Here is a 17,422-nt window from a genome sequence, read left to right as displayed (position 1 = left end):
CATGTTGAACGTATTCCGCAAATGGTTTCCTATACGACGCAGACGACATATTCAATTTCGATTAACGGTAACCTTTTTGCTTATTTTGCTGCCGCTTGTGCTGGTAAGCTGGTTTGCCATAAATAAATCCAAAGACATCGTTTATCATCTAGCAGTTGATCGCTCCAAGATCGCAATGTCACAAGCCCTTAGCAATCTCGATATGACACTACAAAGCATGGGGGAGATCACCTCGCTTGTTGCGACGGACGAACAACTACTCGACATTCTCAACAAGCATAAAGCTTCTATTACGCCAGAGGCGATCGTCGACTTTGCGGCAATGATTAAAGAATTATCTATCGTACAGTCTATCAATCCGATGGTGGAGGATATCGCTATGTACCATTCTCCTTCTCATATGCTCCTATCCACGAAATATGGCGGGGAACCGGTCACGTCCGCTGACGAACAGGAATGGCTGTCACGCATGTCCAGAGTAAGCGGAGCTGATATGATGATCATTTCAGCCCATAATCGGGAGGGGATGGCACAGAGTCTATTTTCCAAGCGATATAAGGACGGCATTGTTCTGCTGCGAACGATGGATCTTTATAATGCGGATCGATCTCCGTATGTGTTATTGATGAGCTTGAACATGCGTAAGCTTCAGGCTGAAATATCAAGTCTTCTGCCTTCATCGAATGCTGCCATCTATCTTCAAGATGAAGAAGGAAGCGTATTGTTAAGTTCAGATCCAAAAGAATCTATGCTTGCTGATATCGGAGAAGATGCTGTTAGAGTTACGGTTCAATCGGAAAATAGAGGGTGGAACCTCACGATGATTCAACCTAAGCAAGAATTGTTTACCGAGACCAATGTCCTTAAATACTATATTAACGCCATTATTATCATTAGCGTGCTGCTGGCTCTTGGGATCTCATGGGTAATCTACCAAAGCATAGCATCCCCGATAAAGCGATTGGTTGCAGGAATGAAGCGTCTGCAAAGCGGAGATCTCGATATTAAGTTGTCTGATCCGCGGCAGGATGAGTTTGGATATTTGATGCGAACCTTTGATCAGATGGCCGCCACCCAGAAGAACCTCATCGAGAACATCTATGAAAAAGAGCTCCAGATCGTCTCCACAGAGCTCCATGTTCTGCAAACCCAGATCCAGCCTCACTTTTTATACAACACCTTAGACTCAATCTATTGGACGGCTCTGAATTATGATGCAGAAGAAATCAGTGAGATGGTGCTGCATCTGTCAAAGTTTTTCCGCTTAAGCCTTCAAAAGGGGGCAGAAGAATATACGATCGAAGAGAGCATTGCCCATCTGGAATCCTATATACGTATCCAGCAAATCCGCTTTATGGACAGCTTTGATGTTGAAGTATACATCCAGGATGAAGTCCGAAGCATACCGATTCTGAAGCTGCTCTTGCAGCCAATCGTCGAAAACGCGATCCTGCACGGCTTAGAAGGCAAACAGGAAAACGGACTGCTTCGCATCGATTGTCGCTTGCTAGACAGTGATGATGTATGTATCTCTATTGAGGATAATGGCCCAGGCGTGCCAAAGGACCGGCTTATGCAAGTAAAATCAAGGCTGGAAACCATTCGTACAGGCCGGCTTAAAGAATGGTCGATGCGCGCAGAAGATCGAAAAGACATGTACGGGATTCAAAATGTAGCTTCCAGACTAAAGCTCGTTTACGGTGCAGACGGGAAGCTAAGTATTGACAGCAAAGAAGGACATGGCACAAAGGTTCAGCTTGTCTTTCCGCCTCATTCGAACCATGTTGAATCAATCAACCGAGACAAATCTGCTAGTGGGATGAAGGAGGTAGCCCAATGAATTTGCTAATTGTAGAAGATGAGACAAGACTTCGGCATGCTTTGGCTTATCAGATTCCGTGGGAGGACCATGGGATTGAGGTTGTCGGTACGGCTTCGAATGGAATAGAAGGCCTGGAGCTTGCAGCCAGGAAGCTTCCAGATCTTATGATTGTGGATGTGCAAATGCCTGAAATGAGCGGCTTAGAATTTATTGCAAAGCTCAGAGAAGAACACAGTCTTCCTTTTCAAAAAATATTGATTCTTAGCGGTCATGATCAATTCACCTATGCGCAGCAAGCGATGGAGCAAGGCGTGTCCAAGTATTTGCTTAAGCCAGCTGGATACCAGCAGATTCTTAGCACGATGCTTGAGCTCGCGGAGCAAGCGAAGCGGGACATGCAGGAGTGGCAGCTGCAAGCGCAGCTTAACAAAAAGTGGCAGGCACATCTGCCTGTCCTTCGACAGGACATGCTTCGTCAGTGGCTTGGAGGGGAATACCGGCTCATGGAGCTAATCCATAAGAGCAATGAGCTTCAGCTAGGACTTAACGAGCTGGACCGAGCAGCTGTCGCTGTGCTTGATATGGACCCGATCCCATTAGATGAAACAAGGTATCAGAAGACAGACCGCTCGCTCCTTAGCTTCAGCCTGCACTGCATAACGCAGGAATTATTGCACCAGCCTATGCAATTCGTATGTAGAACGCAGGAAGGCTTTACGGTGCTCATCGTCATTCAGAAGGACGAGCTGGGGCCAGAATTGCTGTTAAGAGATCTACACGCCAGCGTGGAACAGCTTCAGCGTCAGGTTAAAGGCATACTCAAGCACACCGTGAGCGCTGGAGTCTGTGCCCAGGTGCTCGGCATCGAGCATCTTCATGAACTGTATCGCCAAGCGATCAAGGCGCTGCAAAGTCGAATCGTTCTTGGGCGTGAGCTCGTTATTCCATATCAGGACACGAGCCAGGAGGAAGTTGCGTTAAAAGGAACCGTTCAGGCGGAAAAGGGATTGGAAGTTGCGATCGAAACAGCAGATCAAGCACGTGCACTGAAATGTCTGGAAGAAGTATGGACGTCACTAATGGAGGGGGCAGAATCCATTGAAGAAGCCTATGAATCCATCTTGTATATTCACAGCCTATTGATTCGGATGATACAAAATCAAGGGCTTAGCGCACGGGAAGTATTCGGCGATGATATCCGATATGTCTATTCCATTGAGCTGCTGCGCACGAAGGAAGAGCATTGGAGCCTGATCCATCGTGCGACAGAAAGAATGATAGAACTGCTTCTCGAGGCTCGCAGCTCCAGCACCCATCATACGATCACGGCATTGCTTTCCTTAATCGAACAGGAGATGGATCAGGAATTGACGCTTCACAGCGCGGCAGATCGCATGTTTGTCAATTCCTCTTATTTAAGCCGATTGTTCAAGCAGGAGATGGGGGTCGCTTTCTCCAGCTACGTGACGACAAAGAAAATGGAGCGGGCGAAGGAGGTTCTTCAGCAAGGTGGCAGGGTATATGATGCTGCAACAGCAACCGGATATCGAGACGTCAGTTATTTTACAAAGGTATTTCGAAAATATTGGGGAGCCACACCCGGTGAGTTCAAAAAGTAAAGCCTAAATCTATAACAGTGACAGGGAAGCAATCATGATATTGCTAAACCTCATGAAAGTACCAAAAAAGGTAATCAGCATCGTCTATAATCGAATCACGCCACTCTTTAGAATGAAAGTAAGGAACCGGATAAGGCTCTTCGAAGGGAGTGAACGCGATGGACAGACAAGGACATTGGAAAACATTATGGTCGGATATCCGCAAGGATTACAGCCTGTATCTTCTAATCGTACCAGGAATGCTCATTATTTTATTGTTTAAGTACACCCCTATGTATGGCATTGTCATTGCGTTTAAGGACTTTAATATTTTCGATGGATATAACGCAAGTCCGTGGGTGGGGATGAAGCACTTTGAGAAGCTGTTTACCACGCCTGACTTTTTGCTCGTGTTCCGCAATACGCTCATTATCAGTGTGTATAAGCTTGTGTTTTTATTCCCGCTGCCCATCGTCATTGCACTGATGCTCTACGAGCTGAAGCAGCTTATCTTCAAGCGGGTTGTGCAGACGATCATTTATCTGCCTCACTTCTTGTCATGGGTTATCGTGAGCGGCTTATTCATTGATTTATTATCTACGAATGGAGGACTTGTCAACAAGCTGCTCGTTTCTTTAGGAATGGAACCGATTACATTTTTCCTCGATAACAGCGTCTTCCGCGGGTTGCTTGTATCCTCGGCAGGCTGGAAAGAAGTAGGTTGGGGGACCATCGTCTATCTTGCAGCCTTCGCAACCATCGACCCTCAATTGTACGACGCAGCGAAGATCGATGGTGCGGGCAGGTGGAAGCAGCTTCTGCATATTACACTGCCAGGCATCTCGTCTACGATTATCCTGATGCTGATTCTCCGTCTAGGAAGCATTCTTGAAGCGGGAACGGAGCAAATTCTCGTCATGTACAACCCAACGGTATACAAGGTATCGGATGTCATCGGCACTTATGTATATCGTATGGGATTAGGGAACCAGGATTACAGCTTTACAACCGCCGTTGGCCTGTTCGAGTCGGTGATTGCTTTTATATTGGTGATCTCAGGCAACGCGCTTAGTCGGAAGTATTTACAGCGTGGAATCTGGTAAGAGGAGGTCAAGGAATGAACACTCGCCTGAATCGTTCAAAGAATAACAGCACGTCCAAATCGTCTCGACAAAAGGGAAGTGCAGGCGAACGGATATTTCAAGTCTTTAATATCTGCTTCTTTATCGTGATGGGACTAACTACGCTGCTTCCTTTTATCAATCTGATCGCCAAGTCCTTCAGCAGCGAGGCTGCGGTGATCTCGGGGAGCGTCAATTTGTTTCCAATTGGCTTTCAAATGGGAACATATCGATATGTCCTGCAGGATATCCTATTTCTTCAATCCTTTAAAACGTCGATTATTGTCACCGCATCGGGGACCTTTCTTGGACTTTTATTTACGACCCTTACGGCTTATCCATTATCCAAACTGAGATTAAGAGGCCGGAAGTGGTTCCTGCTCTACTTTATCTTTACGATGCTGTTCAGTGGGGGACTCATTCCTACTTATCTGTTAATGCAGGAGCTTCAGCTTATTAATACAATAGGAGCGCTGTTTCTGCCCGGGATGGTCAATATTTTCTATCTGCTGCTGATCAAAAATTACTTTGAAGGTCTCCCAGAAAGTCTAGAGGAATCCGCCAAGATCGACGGCGCAGGACATATTCGCATCCTGATCTCGATTGTATTGCCTTTGTCGCTTCCTGTACTTGCAACGATCGGTCTCTTTTTCGCCGTGCAGTATTGGAATGATTACTTTGCTGCCATGATCTATATATCGAATCCTGAAATTAAGCCCCTGCAGCTATTTCTGAAGGAGATGCTTGTCTCATCCAGCAATGACTTCTTGAAGGATCGCATGGATGCGGCCTTAAACACCACGCCGCAGTCCATTCAAGCCGCATCCATTTTGCTCGCTACTCTTCCTATTTTGATCGTTTATCCGTTTCTTCAAAAGTATTTCGTGAAAGGGGTTCTGATTGGGTCTGTTAAAGGTTAAGGGTTCATTATGCGAAGGAGGTGAAGGAAGAGGGGATAAGGTTATGCCCAAGATTCTTATCGCATTAATCTCATGCTAAGCGTTTTAAGCTGTCTCGACATTGCGGATACAGCCTTTGTGATCGAAGATAGATGTCGATGCAGACACTACAATTATGCACTTATTAGATTCAAATGAGCCTAAATAATGGGGGGAAAGCACATGAAGCGTAAGGTCGGATTGACATTGCTTGCAGTCTTGCTTTGTGTATCGATGTTCGGATGTTCATCAAGCGGTACTTCATCCAGCAATAACGGTAAGGACAAGGGCCTCCGCATGTTAATGCCATACAGCAGATTCGACCCGAACAAAGACTTTATGGCTGGCTTCATTCAAGAAAAGACAGGGGTTCAAGTCAACTATGAAATGCTGCCTGCCGAAAACTTTGATGAAAAGCTGAATCTGCTTGTGGCTAACAAAGAGCCGATTGATATTATGAAGCTGAGTTCCGGCCAGTTCTATCAGCTGGCTTCATCTGGAGCGCTCGAGCCGTTGAATGATCTGATTGACCAGCATGGCAATCAGATCAAGGCCGCGATCCAGGATACGACTTGGGGCAGTGCGACCATTGACGGCAAGATCTATGCAATCCCAGAGGCGGGATCTGGTGCAAGTGCTGGTGAAGCACTCGTTGTCAGACAGGATTGGATGGATGAGCTCGGACTGAAGACTCCTACGAATCCAGAGGAACTGTACAATGTGTTGAAGACGATCAAGGATAAGAAGCAGATCGTTCCGCTTACAGGTGCAAAGGATTCGATCTATGGGGATATCGCAAGTGCCTTTGGCATCGTTAACGATTGGACTGATCAGAATGGCAAGCTTGTGCACAAAGCGGAACAGCCGGAAATGAAGGAATTTCTAACGTATATGAATCGATTGTATAGCGAAGGGCTTATCGACCAAGAGATGCCGATTAATACGGCAGCTAAAGCCATTGAGAAGTTCACAAGCGGCAAAGCAGCTATGTACAAACTGGCATGGTGGAATTCGACCAATACGGTTAATTCGATAAAACAGAATTTCCCTGATGCCAAATTGTCGGTAATACCGTATTTGAAAAATAAAGACGGCAAAGCGAATGTCGGAATTAATACCGGTATTACTTGGTTCATTGCGATTCCAAAGGCTTCCAAGCATAAGGAAGAGGCGATGAAGCTGCTGAATGCGAAGCTTGAGCCGGAGACGTTCAAGGGTCTCGCAATCGGGCAAGAGGGCGTGCACCATGAAGTGAAGGACGGAAAGTATTACCCGATATTACCGAAATTCAATGATGATTTAACGAATGGAAGCTCCTTTATGACTGGTACTATAGAGAAAAGTTATCCGGATTACTGGCAGGCAAGAGTGCGGAAAGAACCGATTCTTCAGTCCTACTTTGAAGCCTTCCAGAAAGAAGCAGAAGGACTGTTCATCATCGATCCGATGTCGCTAGCACCTCCGATTGAATCAGTGAACAAGAACAAGCTGAAGCTTACGAAGCTGCTCGACGATAATGTGCTGAAGTATATTACGGGCGCAGAGCCGATTGCGAACTATGACCAGTTCTTGAAGCAGTGGCATGATGAGGGTGGAGCGGATATGGTAAAGCAGGCGAACGATTGGTATACCAATAAATAAGTTGACAACCAAGCAATCTGTCATGCTCAGGGTTCATAGCATAAAAAGAAGCTCTCCTAAAAAGGAGAGCTTCTTTTTGATAGGACCGAAACGTATTATGTATAATTACTTGCGTTGATTAAGTAGGCCTTGAATGGTTTTCATTTCAACGTTAACATTGTAGTCTGTTACCCACTTATGAACAAGAAATGCATCGATGAGCACCCAGATCCCAAGTGCGAAAAAGCCAAAAAACCCGATAAGCAAAATGGTTAGAATGGAAGACGCAATCATGAGCAGCAGTTGGCCCACTCCTGACCCTGTCTTGCCCATATAGAAGCGATGGGCACCAAGACCACCTAAGAAGAACCAAAGCAAATAGGCAATAGCCATATTCTTTCCTTGGCTTTTCACTTCTGAATCCACAATCATCAATTCTCTTGCGTCAAGCTGGCTTTTTAGTGCAACAATTGACATAGTGCTTACCTCCTAGATATGTAGTTCCATTATACTATCATGGATTCTATAATATGGCAATGATCTACATAATCAAACAACATTCATTAATTAATACATTTTTATGAGTGCATTAATCAAAAGTGTAAATCATACTATTAAATAGTATGAAAATGTAAGAATGCTCTAGATCTAATTTTCCAAAGAGCTGTGCGTATGGATTCTTCGTCAGATCGTGCGGAAATTCGCTCGGTCGTCTTATAGGATGAATCGATTGCGATTGTCCTGTCCATTGACAGTGAATCGAGCGAAGGCATCTCACTTCACTTAAATGAGTCTGGACGCTTTGCTATAAGACTTTTTCTTGAATAGTATAATAACGCAAACAACCCGCAGGAACCTTCAATAGCCCGCGGGTTGTTTGTATAGTCTTAATTGAAGTGAATTTCACGGCCCAGGTGACTGGATTCATAAATGCCGCATAGGATCTTCATCATTTCAACGCCATCTTCAACAGGACTTAAGGTATGCTTTTCTCCTTGGCATACACCAATGAAGTGATGGATTTCGTCTTGGAATCCTTTTTGAAAGTTGAAGCTAAGATTATCGATCTGTGGCGTTACATTAAGAATGGTGTTGTGCTTCTCGGTAATGAACGTAAGCTCAGGTTCCAGCTCCACCCCGCCTCGCTCACCATAGAGCTTAACAGTCAGCTCATCTTCTTTCGCGTGAAGGGTAAAGCTCACGTCAACGAGGAGCGAAGCGCCATTCTCAAAGCGAATGAGCGCATTAGCCATATCTTCGACATCGTTTTGATCGGCACGATAGTCCGCAGCTTTGTAGAAGGATAGGTTTTGAATGTTGGAGCGATTGCCAAGCCTTGCATACGTATTCCCGCTAATGGAGGCAACCTTTGGGCGCCCCATTAAGTACCAGCATAAATCAATAACATGCACGCCCACGTCGATGAGAGGGCCGCCCCCGGAGCGCTGTTTGTCAGAGAACCAGCCGCCCGGATTGCCCAGCTTGCGAATACAGGAAGCCTTGGCATAATAAATCGGACCAATATCATCGCTATCGATAAAGGAGCGTACGATTCTTGTGTTGGAAGCATAGCGCCGAACAAAGCCGACTTGCAGCTGTCTGCCAGTGTCTGCGACTGCTTGTTGAATGGCAAGAGCATCCTCCACACTCGTACATAGCGGCTTCTCGACGAGAACATGCTTGCCTGCTTGAAGTGCAGCAATGCTAATTTCCGCATGGGAATGATTCCATGTACAGATGCTTACTGCATCGATATCATCACGAGCAAGCAGATCGTGTACATTATTATAAACATGAGGGATATCATATTTTTCGGCTTTTGCGTTTGCTCTTGTTTCGTTGAGATCACAAATGGCTTGAAGCTTGGCATCGGGGTGCTCGTGATAAGCACGCAAATGCATTTCAGAAATTGAGCCTGCTCCAATAAGTCCTATTCGAATTTGCTTAGACATCGTCATCCTCCTTATGCAATCCATGAATTATACAGGGCGGATCGTTGGCCAATGAAGCTCAATGCCGTGCTGGACAAGCAATTGCTGATAGGCAGCAAGTTGAGCGGAATCTTGGCGAACGGCTCTTGGCGTCGCATTCTTATTGATGCAATAGGCTGCACATAGTGCCGCAGCTTCTCCAATGTTCCATTCCACTGGATGAAGCCTATAGCAGCCGTTTGTAATATGGGTTACACCGATGTTCTTGGCAGCAGCAAGCACATTGTCCATCTTGCTTGGGATTAAGCTGCCTAGCGGAATCTCAAACGGCAGCGATGAGATATCGATGTAAGGGCGATTCATGGTGCTTGGGTGCAGATCAATGCGATAGCATCCAATTCCCACACTGTCGAAGAAAGGCTCGGCTTTGCCTTCTGGTCTTAGGTCGGTCGCGACATGCTGCTCAAGGACGGTAAATTCCGCCTTGATTCTGCGTGATTCCCGAATATACGGATACATGGCCATTCCATCGGAAGTCCCAACTACATCCGGCCTTAAGCGAAGGCCAGGATAGCCTTGCCCGCCATCCGGTCTAGGGGCTTCAGTTTGAAGCCAATAGAGGAGGGAGAAGCTGAGCTGCTTGGCCATAAAGAGATGATGCTCCCGCTCTTCAGGGCTTACATCAATAATGGAGCCCAGCCAATAATCATTTTGCGGCCAATTGACGAGCGTTATATTGCTTTTGTATGTACCGGCAGCAAAATGCTTCTGATCCGCGATCTGCCGGTATTGATACAAGGAAAAACGGCCGTAGCCCGGGAAAAGCTCATATTGAATGGGCTCATTCGTTGAAGGTTTCAGTGCGGTAAAGCTGAGCAAGCGATCCGGCCAGAAGGAAGGTTTGTATGCTTTCCACTGGTCATAGAATGCCGGCTTCGCTATGAGATGGCTTTCATTTTCCATATAGTCCATCGCAAAGCAGTAAGTGAAGCCCTGCATATCTTGAGGGATAGCCTCGCCGTCTACAGCATGCGGCTCACCGGTCTCAGCCTTTGATTCTGCACCTGTTACATAGTCGATACCTGCAGCAGGAAGCAGATCTCCGCATTCGGTAGCATCTAAATAAAAACGAGCCTTAAGCTTCATGTTTTCTTTTGTATTCAAACATTGAACAATAACATGATCAACCTGATTGCCCGCCGTATGTGCTTGCACCAGGATATGCTCGGTTAGCAGAATAATCTTACCGCTATGAATGTATGGAGCAAGCATCTGGTGCAGGACTGCGAGAGCAGTACGGGGTTCATGACATAAGCGGCTTACGGTGCCATTGCCCGGATTCAATTGGACTTGCGCTCTGGATGTAGGCTGCATCGGGAAGTTGTCGCGATAATAGGCACGAACCTGTTCACGGAATTGTCTATAGCTGCGGGTACTTCCAAAGGATTCGATCCAAGGATGTTCGTCAGGCGGAACGGCCTGGCTTGTGAATTGCCCTCCAATCCAGGAAGTTTCCTCAGTCATAATGACAGTCTTCCCTGCTCTTGCAGCAGCAAGGGCAGCAGCCGTACCGCCGGTTCCTCCTCCGATAATGCACAGGTCTGCTTCTAAGCAGCGCTCTCTTGCAATGGTCATGTCGTAACCTCCAGCCGGCGCTTCATTTGTTCAAAGGCAGCCAAGCATTTTTGAATGCCAGCCCGCTCATCCTCAAGGCCTTCATATTCCAGAACGATACCTTGTGAATAGCCATTCGCCTTTAGCGTACGAAGGATCGGTTCGATCTGCGCGACTCCTTCACCCAATACACGTCCTTCATAGGTAAGTCCGCTTAAGGAGCGATAGCGTCCGCCTTCGGTAATTGTAAAGTCCTTCAGATGTACATGCTCAATGAATGGCAGCAGCTCGTTCAAAGCTTGCAGTGGTTCCTCGTCGACGAGCAGGAAGTTGCCAGTATCGAAGGTGGATTTCAGCGCTGGCGAGTGAACCTGCTCTAAGATGGATTGCACCTGCTTGGCGGTGCCGGCGAGCTGTCCATGGTTTTCAAGGCAAAGTGTGAGCCCAAGCGACTCTGCTTCTTTGGCAGCAGCAGATAATCCTTCCACGATCCACTGCTGAGCCGCTTCGTAGGTGATATCGCCATTCAGATTACCCGAGAATACACGGATTACCGAGGCCCCTAGTGAGGCTGCGATCGGAAAGGCGCTTCTTATTTTATCTAGAGCAGCTTGTCGTGCTTCAAGCTCCTGACTTACAAAATCATTGGTTACGGCATAGCTGATTGCTTTTATGTTGTGCTGGTTCAAATAGCCGATTACCTCAGGCAGTTCTTTGTCGACATCCTTCCAGAATACGTCCAGAAGCTCCACTTGATGTATGCCTTGGTCGTGACAAAACGATAAAAAATCAATGACTGTCCATTGATGCTCCCTGACCGTGCGATGGACACTCCACATGCTTAACGTAAATTCCATATCTGATCCCTCCCAATCATATGATGACCTGACAGACATGCTATATTTATCTACTATTCCATTGTAGGAGGTTTGATGAGAGGAGATTAGCGTACACTCATGACCACTTGTGGTAGAATGATGACTATCCAGCACTTATAAGTTGAGAAGCATCAACAACGGGATCGAGTAGAGGAGGAGCGGTAGGATGCGATTAAGCCCAGTGCTGCTGCATTCAAGCGATATGCAGTGGAATATTCAGAGGCGAACAGAGCTGCCCTTTGACGGCTATTATCATTGGCACTCATGCTGTGAGTTTCTGCTCATTCATAAAGGTCAGGGGAGTGTGGTAGTGAATCAGAAACGCTATGACATGGAACCAGGGACGCTGTTTCTTTTTCGTCCTTTTGAGCTGCATCGCGTTCATGCTCTGATTACGCCTGAGCATCCCTATGAGCGCTCGATCATTTATTTTGATCCAATTAGCTTGGAGCAGAAGCTTGAAGACTTTATATCACTAAAGCGGTTTTTCAATAAGCTGTATCAGATGCAAAATGGAGAATCTGCCTTCTCGCTGCAGTCCTATCTCCCCATGATGGAAGCCTTGTTTGGAATGCTGCTACATGATTATAAAGAGGGAGCTTCCCGCCAGAAAGAGGAGGATGCCTTTATATGCTTTATCCAGCTGCTGCGCACGGTGCAAACTGCTGGAAGGCATTTGTCCGAACGAATGATAGAAGCAGGAAACGCTCGCCTGAATAAGGATTCGGAGAAGATGATGAAGTGGATTGAGGAGCATTATCAGGAGCCTTTTGAGCTGGAAAGACTCGCGAAGGATATCCATCTCTCCAAGTCGCATGTGTCGCGTGTATTTCGGCATGAGACGGGAAGCAGCATCACCTCTTATCTGCTTGCAAGAAGATTAAAGGAAGCTTGCAAACTTTTAGAGGCAAGTGATTGTTCGGTGGAGGAAATCACCAGTCGGATTGGGCTAACCAATACCTCGTATTTTATCCAAATGTTTAAAAAGCATTTCGGGATTACGCCGTATCAATACCGAAAACAAGGAGGATTCTGATCAACGCTTCAATTTGATGCGATGATTGGAATCCTCCTTTGCTTGTGGCACAAAGATGAATGGTGCTAAAAAATTCGTCTCTTCCAGCCATTCAATTTGGCGATGGCCTCTGCGTAATAATAATCGCCATAAATTAACGATACATCAACGTTTACGTTTGCTGGCCGATGGCCTGTGCCGCCAATGAGAATCGCTTCATGGCTAGGCTGATCCCATGCAGCATAGCGATCCGTTAGACCGGTCAGGATTCGATCCGCTGCCGCTAGATAGAGGTGCCGTTCTGCTGTAGGCACATACGCTGCAATCTCCAGCAAGCCAGAGGCTGCAATTGCGCCTGCAGAGCTATCCCTAAGCTCGGGGTCCATGAATTCCGCTCGGAAGTCCCAGCACGGGACGCCATCAGCTGGGAGGTTGGCCGTAAAATAATGAGCAATTCGCTTAGCAGCCTGCAAATATCTCGCTTCACCCGTATGACGATGCACATTGATGAATCCGTACAAGGCCCATGCATTGCCGCGGCTCCAGGCGGAGTTAGGACCATAGCCTTGACCGCCAATAGGTTCAATAAACTCCCCACTCTCGGCATCAAAGGATAGGATATGACAGGCAGAGCCATCCTCTCGAATGCCGTACTGAAGAAAGGTATCGGCATGCTGCATGGCAATATGTTTGTATCGTGGATCCTTGGATACTTCGCTCGCCCAGAATAAAAGGGACAGATTCATCATGCAATCGATAATCGCCCATCCATGCATATCTCCGTTCCACGCGCGGATAAATCGGCCTTTTGGATTAAATCGGCCTGCCAGAATATCCGCAGCATGCATCCCGATGCTGAGTGCCTCCTGATTGCCAGTCAATTCATGATTCATCACAGCAGTCAGTAAAAATTGAAACCCAACATCATGATGAAGCACGGGAGGATACTGTCCAAAGCAAGGGGCTAATCGCTGTTCCCAACCTTCTGCTTTCTCCTTGTAGCACGCATCACCCGTCATATCGTACATAAGCCAACAAAGACCTGGCCAAAAGCCCGAAGTCCACCATGATTCCTTCGTATCATCATAGATTCCATCAGCTCCCGCAACATGGGGGCATCGCTCTCCAAGCTGTTGAACCATTCGCTTAGTCTTCACTTCAAGTCGCTGCATGATTTGTTGATAATGTATCGATTGAGCATCTGAGGCACGGTCTCCAGTCGTATCAATCATTCGATAACACCTCCGTTATGTATTTAGCTTTATTATAAGTACAAGGCTGAAACAGAACTGTTGGTTGGAGATCGCAAAATGTTGTTGTATTGACAAATGAAAAGAACGTAAGATATAGTTGTTTAGACAACTAAAATGATTAGGATTGAGATTAAGGAAGGTCTTGATATGGACAATACGTACTTGGATCAATCGGCAGGCTTTCTATTAGGAATTGCTTACCGACATATTTCAAATCGCTTCATGCAGAAGCTGAAGCCTTACGACATTACATCTGAACAATGGTCCGTCTTATACCAAGTAGCTAGCGAGAATGGACTTATTCAAAAGGTGATCGGTGATCGGACAGGAAAGGATAAGCCGACTACGACCAGGCTGCTTCAGCATCTTGAAGCAAAGGGTCTTATTAGAAGACAGAACGGTGAGAAGGATAAGCGTTCTGTCCTTGTAGTGGCAACAGACAAAGGACATTCACTCATTCAAGAGACAATCGGATATGAGATGGAGGTTATCAACGAAGCGAAGAATGCCATGACAGAAGAAGAATACAATCAGCTTATACGCTTATTGCAGCAGATTAACATTCATTTTACGAAGCTGCAGGATGGAGAATAGGGGAGATTACTGTGCAAGATGCTACACCTCGTCTTTGGACGAAATCATTTATTACCTTAACATGCTGTTCGTTTTTACTATTTCTGAATCTGCAAATGCTGCTCTCCTCTTTTCCGGCCTATGTGAAAAACCAATTCCAAGCTGACGATATTACCGTTAGTTTGGTGACGAGCTTGTTTGCGATTTCGGCTATTATTTCACGATTTTTGACAGCAGAGCTATTGAAGCGAATCCCTCGTTCGTTTCTGCTCTTCGTTGGACTTATAATCGCTGGTGTTATTACTGGCGTATATGTTCTTGCGGGCACGATTCAATCCCTCTTGACACTCCGAGTCATTTACGGACTTGGCTTTGGTATTTCGAGTACCATCATTCCGACAATGGTATCTCAGATCATTCCTCGAACGAGAATGGGGGAGGGCATTGGTTATTTCGGCCTGTCTACAAGTCTTGCAATGTCGATAGGGCCCATGATCGGGCTTAATGTAATGAATCATGCGGGCTTTGGCACATTATCCATCTTAGGAATGGTGGCGGCTATTGCCATTATTCCGATTATGTTCGTAACAAGATCCACACCTCCTGACCCGAGACATCAAAGCGCCAAGCTTGGCATGACGCTGCATCCAAAGCAGCCATTTAATAAGAAGCTGATTGCGCCTGCCATTCTGAACACGCTGTTGTCTGTGACCTACAGCGGTGTGCTGAGCTTTATTGCTTTATTCGGGCAGGAGCTTCATATCGAGCAGGTAGGCTTGTTCTTTTTATTCAATGCAGTAACAATCATCCTGATTCGTCCGATTTCTGGGCGGTTGTTTGACAGCAAAGGTCATGGGGCAGTGCTCATTCCTGCAGCTCTATTCGTCATCGCGAGTATGGTTATCCTTTCGATTACCACGAATGTCCAAATGCTGATTGTCTCGGCATTATTGTATGGGCTTGGCTTTGGGGCCATTCAGCCGACGATTCAAGCTTGGATGCTGAGACTCGTGCCGCAAGCGCAGCATAGCATGGCCAATAGTATGTTCTACAATTCGACTGACTTAGGGGTTGCGGGAGGCGCAATTCTGCTTGGAGCCATTTCTACTGCGACGAACTATCCGACCATGTACCGATATTCAGCAGGCTTTATGCTGTTGTTTCTTATCGTTTATTTAATAGGGATGTTTCTCAAAAAGGATTCGAACAAGACGGCAAGCCGTGAGCAAGCTTCTTAGTCAAGGCATGTCCATCATTGATTGACAGATAAAGACTGCGGCAGCTGCCGCAGTCTTTATCTGTTGCAAGATTATAGGGTAAACGAAGTGATGACCTTGTCTATTATCCCGTATTCAAGCGCCTCTTCTGCACTCATGAACGTATCTCGGTCCATGTCTTTCTCAATGCGCTTCAGCGGTTGGCCAGTTCGTTCAGCTGCTATGGCATTCAAGCGTTCGCGGGTACGGATGATGCGCTGGGCGCTAATCGCAATGTCGCTAGCCTGTCCTTGTGCACCGCCATGCGGTTGGTGTATCATGATCTCACTGTTCGGCAGCGCATAGCGCTTTCCTTTATGGCCAGCTAGAAGCAGGATAGCGGCAAACGAAGCTGCAAATCCAACGCAGATCGTATGGACGGGAGCCTTGACATACTGCATGGTGTCATAAATGGCAAAGCCAGCTGTTGTCGATCCTCCTGGACTGTTAATATACATATAAATATCCTTTTCTGAATCCTCTGCCGTCAAAAATAAAAGCTGGGCGATCGTACTATTGGCTACATGGTCATCAATAGGAGACCCTATGAATACAATACGATCCATAAGCAATCTGGAGTAAATATCGTAGGTGCGTTCACCGCGGTTGCTTTGTTCCACCACATAAGGGATGATGCTGCTCATTCGCTTCACGCCTTTCCATTGAATGTACAAGGAAAACGAAGGAGCGCTTCAAAAGGATACGCTGCAAATATAATAAAAAAATTGATGATCTGCCGTATCTTTTAGAAGGTCTTATTCGTTTACTTCATATGGGAAAGGTCATCATGAAACAGATATTTTGTTAAAAGAGGTGAGATGGCGATGGCCAATGAGTATGAAAGCGCGGCGTCCATTATTCAGGGACAACTGCCGATAGATTGGTTGAAGCTTCAAAATTCATTAACCAAATACTGTCTGTCTGTGACCCGCTCATCGTGGGAAGCAGATGATTTAATACAGGATACATGGCAAAAAGCGCTCCAGCGAGATCCAAGCCTGAGCCATAACAATGTCGAGGCATGGTTAATCACAATTGCGAGCAACGCTTGGAAAGATCGCTTGCGTCGTAAACAGCTTGAACAGAAGGTGTCACCTTGGATGCACCATGACAAGGCTTACGAAGCTGGAGAGCAGGATACGAGTTTGACAGTGGCGTCATTGCTCAGCTTGCTCATGAAGCATTTGACGAAGCAGCAGATGGCAGTATTCTTATTACGGGAGGTATACGCGTACAGCGCCAAGGAAACAGCCCTAATGCTCAAACTTACAGAAGGGGCTGTTAAAGCTTCGCTTCTGCGAGCAAGGTCATCTTTGCTTCATGTCAGAAAAGAGCTTGTTGCTTTAACCTGGGATGATCCGCAATCCGAAGCGACGAAAATGCTGCTGCACCAGATGGCATTGGCCTATCAGCAAGGCGATGTCTTTCAGCTAATAGCACTTGTACAGATGGACGGCATGGATGCGGAAACGGCGATCATCACGGCGAAAGGGATCGTGAATAAACGAAGCGAGCATGTGAACAAAGCTGTTGACTTAAGTATAGAATCACCTTCCTGCCATTGGTTTGGTACCGCAGCCTAATAATCTAACTATGAATAGAACAAACATCGTATTTAACCTTCCTTAATGCTAAGGGAGGTTTTTTCGTATGAAAAAGAGAAATCCACAAATGATATACTGGGTTCACTTTTTTGATCCGAGCAACGAAGCTCTGATTCTAAACCTAAACATTTTTTTAAAAATAGCATTGACAAACAGCAAGGGGTGTAACTATAATAGTTACAACGACATCGGCGGTTAT

15 protein-coding genes are annotated in these 17,422 nt (G+C 46.3%); 9 read left to right on the top strand and 6 right to left on the bottom strand.

The features are described from left to right. Nucleotide 1: 1 nt before the first annotated feature. The 5 genes from I2H74_RS18170 to I2H74_RS18150 all read left to right on the top strand — a co-directional run bounded on the left by I2H74_RS18170 (nt 2) and on the right by I2H74_RS18150 (nt 7,120). The gene (locus tag I2H74_RS18170; protein ID WP_195575652.1) at nt 2-1,840 is read left to right on the top strand and encodes a sensor histidine kinase; all 1,839 of its coding nucleotides are present in this window, start codon (nt 2-4) and stop codon (nt 1,838-1,840) included. Continuing rightward, on the top strand, nt 1,837-3,441 hold the full coding sequence (locus tag I2H74_RS18165) for a response regulator (protein WP_195575651.1): 1,605 nt from the start codon (nt 1,837-1,839) through the stop codon (nt 3,439-3,441). Before I2H74_RS18170 ends, I2H74_RS18165 begins: the two co-directional genes overlap by 4 nt. Nucleotides 3,442-3,599: 158 nt before the next feature. Then, nucleotides 3,600-4,523 carry an ABC transporter permease gene (locus I2H74_RS18160; RefSeq protein WP_195575650.1) on the top strand — a complete coding sequence of 308 codons (924 nt, stop codon included), beginning with the start codon at nt 3,600-3,602 and terminating at the stop codon, nt 4,521-4,523. Between the two features lie 14 nt (nt 4,524-4,537). After that, nucleotides 4,538-5,461, top strand: a complete 924-nt coding sequence (locus tag I2H74_RS18155) for a carbohydrate ABC transporter permease (protein WP_195575649.1) — start codon at nt 4,538-4,540, stop codon at nt 5,459-5,461. 201 nt (nt 5,462-5,662) lie between these two features. Further along, nucleotides 5,663-7,120: an extracellular solute-binding protein gene (locus tag I2H74_RS18150; RefSeq protein ID WP_195575648.1), complete on the top strand. Its 1,458-nt coding sequence runs from the start codon at nt 5,663-5,665 to the stop codon at nt 7,118-7,120. Between the two features lie 105 nt (nt 7,121-7,225). Here I2H74_RS18150 and I2H74_RS18145 read toward each other — a convergent pair whose 3' ends face one another. The 4 genes from I2H74_RS18145 to I2H74_RS18130 all read right to left on the bottom strand — a co-directional run bounded on the left by I2H74_RS18145 (nt 7,226) and on the right by I2H74_RS18130 (nt 11,501). Next, nucleotides 7,226-7,576, bottom strand: a complete 351-nt coding sequence (locus I2H74_RS18145) for a TM2 domain-containing protein (RefSeq protein ID WP_195575647.1) — start codon at nt 7,574-7,576, stop codon at nt 7,226-7,228. Between the two features lie 410 nt (nt 7,577-7,986). Next, complete coding sequence (locus I2H74_RS18140; RefSeq protein ID WP_195575646.1) at nt 7,987-9,051, bottom strand: Gfo/Idh/MocA family protein; 1,065 nt, start codon at nt 9,049-9,051, stop codon at nt 7,987-7,989. A 27-nt stretch (nt 9,052-9,078) separates the two neighbouring features. After that, on the bottom strand, nt 9,079-10,665 hold the full coding sequence (locus I2H74_RS18135; RefSeq protein WP_195575645.1) for an FAD-dependent oxidoreductase: 1,587 nt from the start codon (nt 10,663-10,665) through the stop codon (nt 9,079-9,081). Next, nucleotides 10,662-11,501: a sugar phosphate isomerase/epimerase family protein gene (locus I2H74_RS18130; protein ID WP_195575644.1), complete on the bottom strand. Its 840-nt coding sequence runs from the start codon at nt 11,499-11,501 to the stop codon at nt 10,662-10,664. Before I2H74_RS18130 ends, I2H74_RS18135 begins: the two co-directional genes overlap by 4 nt. A gap of 187 nt (nt 11,502-11,688) precedes the next feature. On the opposite strand from I2H74_RS18130, the gene I2H74_RS18125 reads away from it, so the two are divergent. Beyond that, nucleotides 11,689-12,558 carry an AraC family transcriptional regulator gene (locus I2H74_RS18125; protein ID WP_195575643.1) on the top strand — a complete coding sequence of 290 codons (870 nt, stop codon included), beginning with the start codon at nt 11,689-11,691 and terminating at the stop codon, nt 12,556-12,558. Nucleotides 12,559-12,623: 65 nt separating this feature from the next. Here I2H74_RS18125 and I2H74_RS18120 read toward each other — a convergent pair whose 3' ends face one another. After that, on the bottom strand, nt 12,624-13,769 hold the full coding sequence (locus tag I2H74_RS18120; protein WP_195575642.1) for a glycoside hydrolase family 88 protein: 1,146 nt from the start codon (nt 13,767-13,769) through the stop codon (nt 12,624-12,626). A gap of 168 nt (nt 13,770-13,937) precedes the next feature. Here I2H74_RS18120 and I2H74_RS18115 point away from each other — a divergent pair, with 168 nt between their 5' ends. Continuing rightward, the gene (locus I2H74_RS18115) at nt 13,938-14,384 is read left to right on the top strand and encodes a MarR family winged helix-turn-helix transcriptional regulator (protein WP_195575692.1); all 447 of its coding nucleotides are present in this window, start codon (nt 13,938-13,940) and stop codon (nt 14,382-14,384) included. A gap of 11 nt (nt 14,385-14,395) precedes the next feature. After that, the gene (locus tag I2H74_RS18110) at nt 14,396-15,601 is read left to right on the top strand and encodes an MFS transporter (protein WP_195575641.1); all 1,206 of its coding nucleotides are present in this window, start codon (nt 14,396-14,398) and stop codon (nt 15,599-15,601) included. A gap of 71 nt (nt 15,602-15,672) precedes the next feature. Here I2H74_RS18110 and I2H74_RS18105 read toward each other — a convergent pair whose 3' ends face one another. Further along, complete coding sequence (locus tag I2H74_RS18105; protein ID WP_195575640.1) at nt 15,673-16,263, bottom strand: ATP-dependent Clp protease proteolytic subunit; 591 nt, start codon at nt 16,261-16,263, stop codon at nt 15,673-15,675. 180 nt (nt 16,264-16,443) lie between these two features. Here I2H74_RS18105 and I2H74_RS18100 point away from each other — a divergent pair, with 180 nt between their 5' ends. Beyond that, on the top strand, nt 16,444-17,202 hold the full coding sequence (locus I2H74_RS18100; RefSeq protein WP_195575639.1) for an RNA polymerase sigma factor: 759 nt from the start codon (nt 16,444-16,446) through the stop codon (nt 17,200-17,202). The last annotated feature ends 220 nt before the right edge of the window (nt 17,203-17,422 follow it).

Origin of the sequence: Paenibacillus sp. 1001270B_150601_E10 (genome assembly GCF_015558675.1) — a bacterium.
In the GTDB taxonomy this organism is placed as follows: domain Bacteria; phylum Bacillota; class Bacilli; order Paenibacillales; family Paenibacillaceae; genus Paenibacillus_B.
Note: the sequence above shows the minus strand (reverse complement) of the source record. Positions and strands in the feature narration are given on the sequence as shown.

Excerpts from the sequence above, each read along its gene's own strand:
- I2H74_RS18140 (WP_195575646.1), bottom strand. The coding sequence starts at position 9,051 with ATGTCTAAGCAAATTCGAATAGGACTTATTGGAGCAGGCTCAATTTCT.
- I2H74_RS18170 (WP_195575652.1), top strand. The coding sequence starts at position 2 with ATGTTGAACGTATTCCGCAAATGGTTTCCTATACGACGCAGACGACAT.
- I2H74_RS18120 (WP_195575642.1), bottom strand. The coding sequence starts at position 13,769 with ATGATTGATACGACTGGAGACCGTGCCTCAGATGCTCAATCGATACAT.
- I2H74_RS18105 (WP_195575640.1), bottom strand. The coding sequence starts at position 16,263 with ATGAGCAGCATCATCCCTTATGTGGTGGAACAAAGCAACCGCGGTGAA.
- I2H74_RS18145 (WP_195575647.1), bottom strand. The coding sequence starts at position 7,576 with ATGTCAATTGTTGCACTAAAAAGCCAGCTTGACGCAAGAGAATTGATG.
- I2H74_RS18100 (WP_195575639.1), top strand. The coding sequence starts at position 16,444 with ATGGCCAATGAGTATGAAAGCGCGGCGTCCATTATTCAGGGACAACTG.
- I2H74_RS18135 (WP_195575645.1), bottom strand. The coding sequence starts at position 10,665 with ATGACCATTGCAAGAGAGCGCTGCTTAGAAGCAGACCTGTGCATTATC.
- I2H74_RS18115 (WP_195575692.1), top strand. The coding sequence starts at position 13,938 with ATGGACAATACGTACTTGGATCAATCGGCAGGCTTTCTATTAGGAATT.
- I2H74_RS18130 (WP_195575644.1), bottom strand. The coding sequence starts at position 11,501 with ATGGAATTTACGTTAAGCATGTGGAGTGTCCATCGCACGGTCAGGGAG.
- I2H74_RS18165 (WP_195575651.1), top strand. The coding sequence starts at position 1,837 with ATGAATTTGCTAATTGTAGAAGATGAGACAAGACTTCGGCATGCTTTG.
- I2H74_RS18155 (WP_195575649.1), top strand. The coding sequence starts at position 4,538 with ATGAACACTCGCCTGAATCGTTCAAAGAATAACAGCACGTCCAAATCG.
- I2H74_RS18160 (WP_195575650.1), top strand. The coding sequence starts at position 3,600 with ATGGACAGACAAGGACATTGGAAAACATTATGGTCGGATATCCGCAAG.
- I2H74_RS18125 (WP_195575643.1), top strand. The coding sequence starts at position 11,689 with ATGCGATTAAGCCCAGTGCTGCTGCATTCAAGCGATATGCAGTGGAAT.
- I2H74_RS18150 (WP_195575648.1), top strand. The coding sequence starts at position 5,663 with ATGAAGCGTAAGGTCGGATTGACATTGCTTGCAGTCTTGCTTTGTGTA.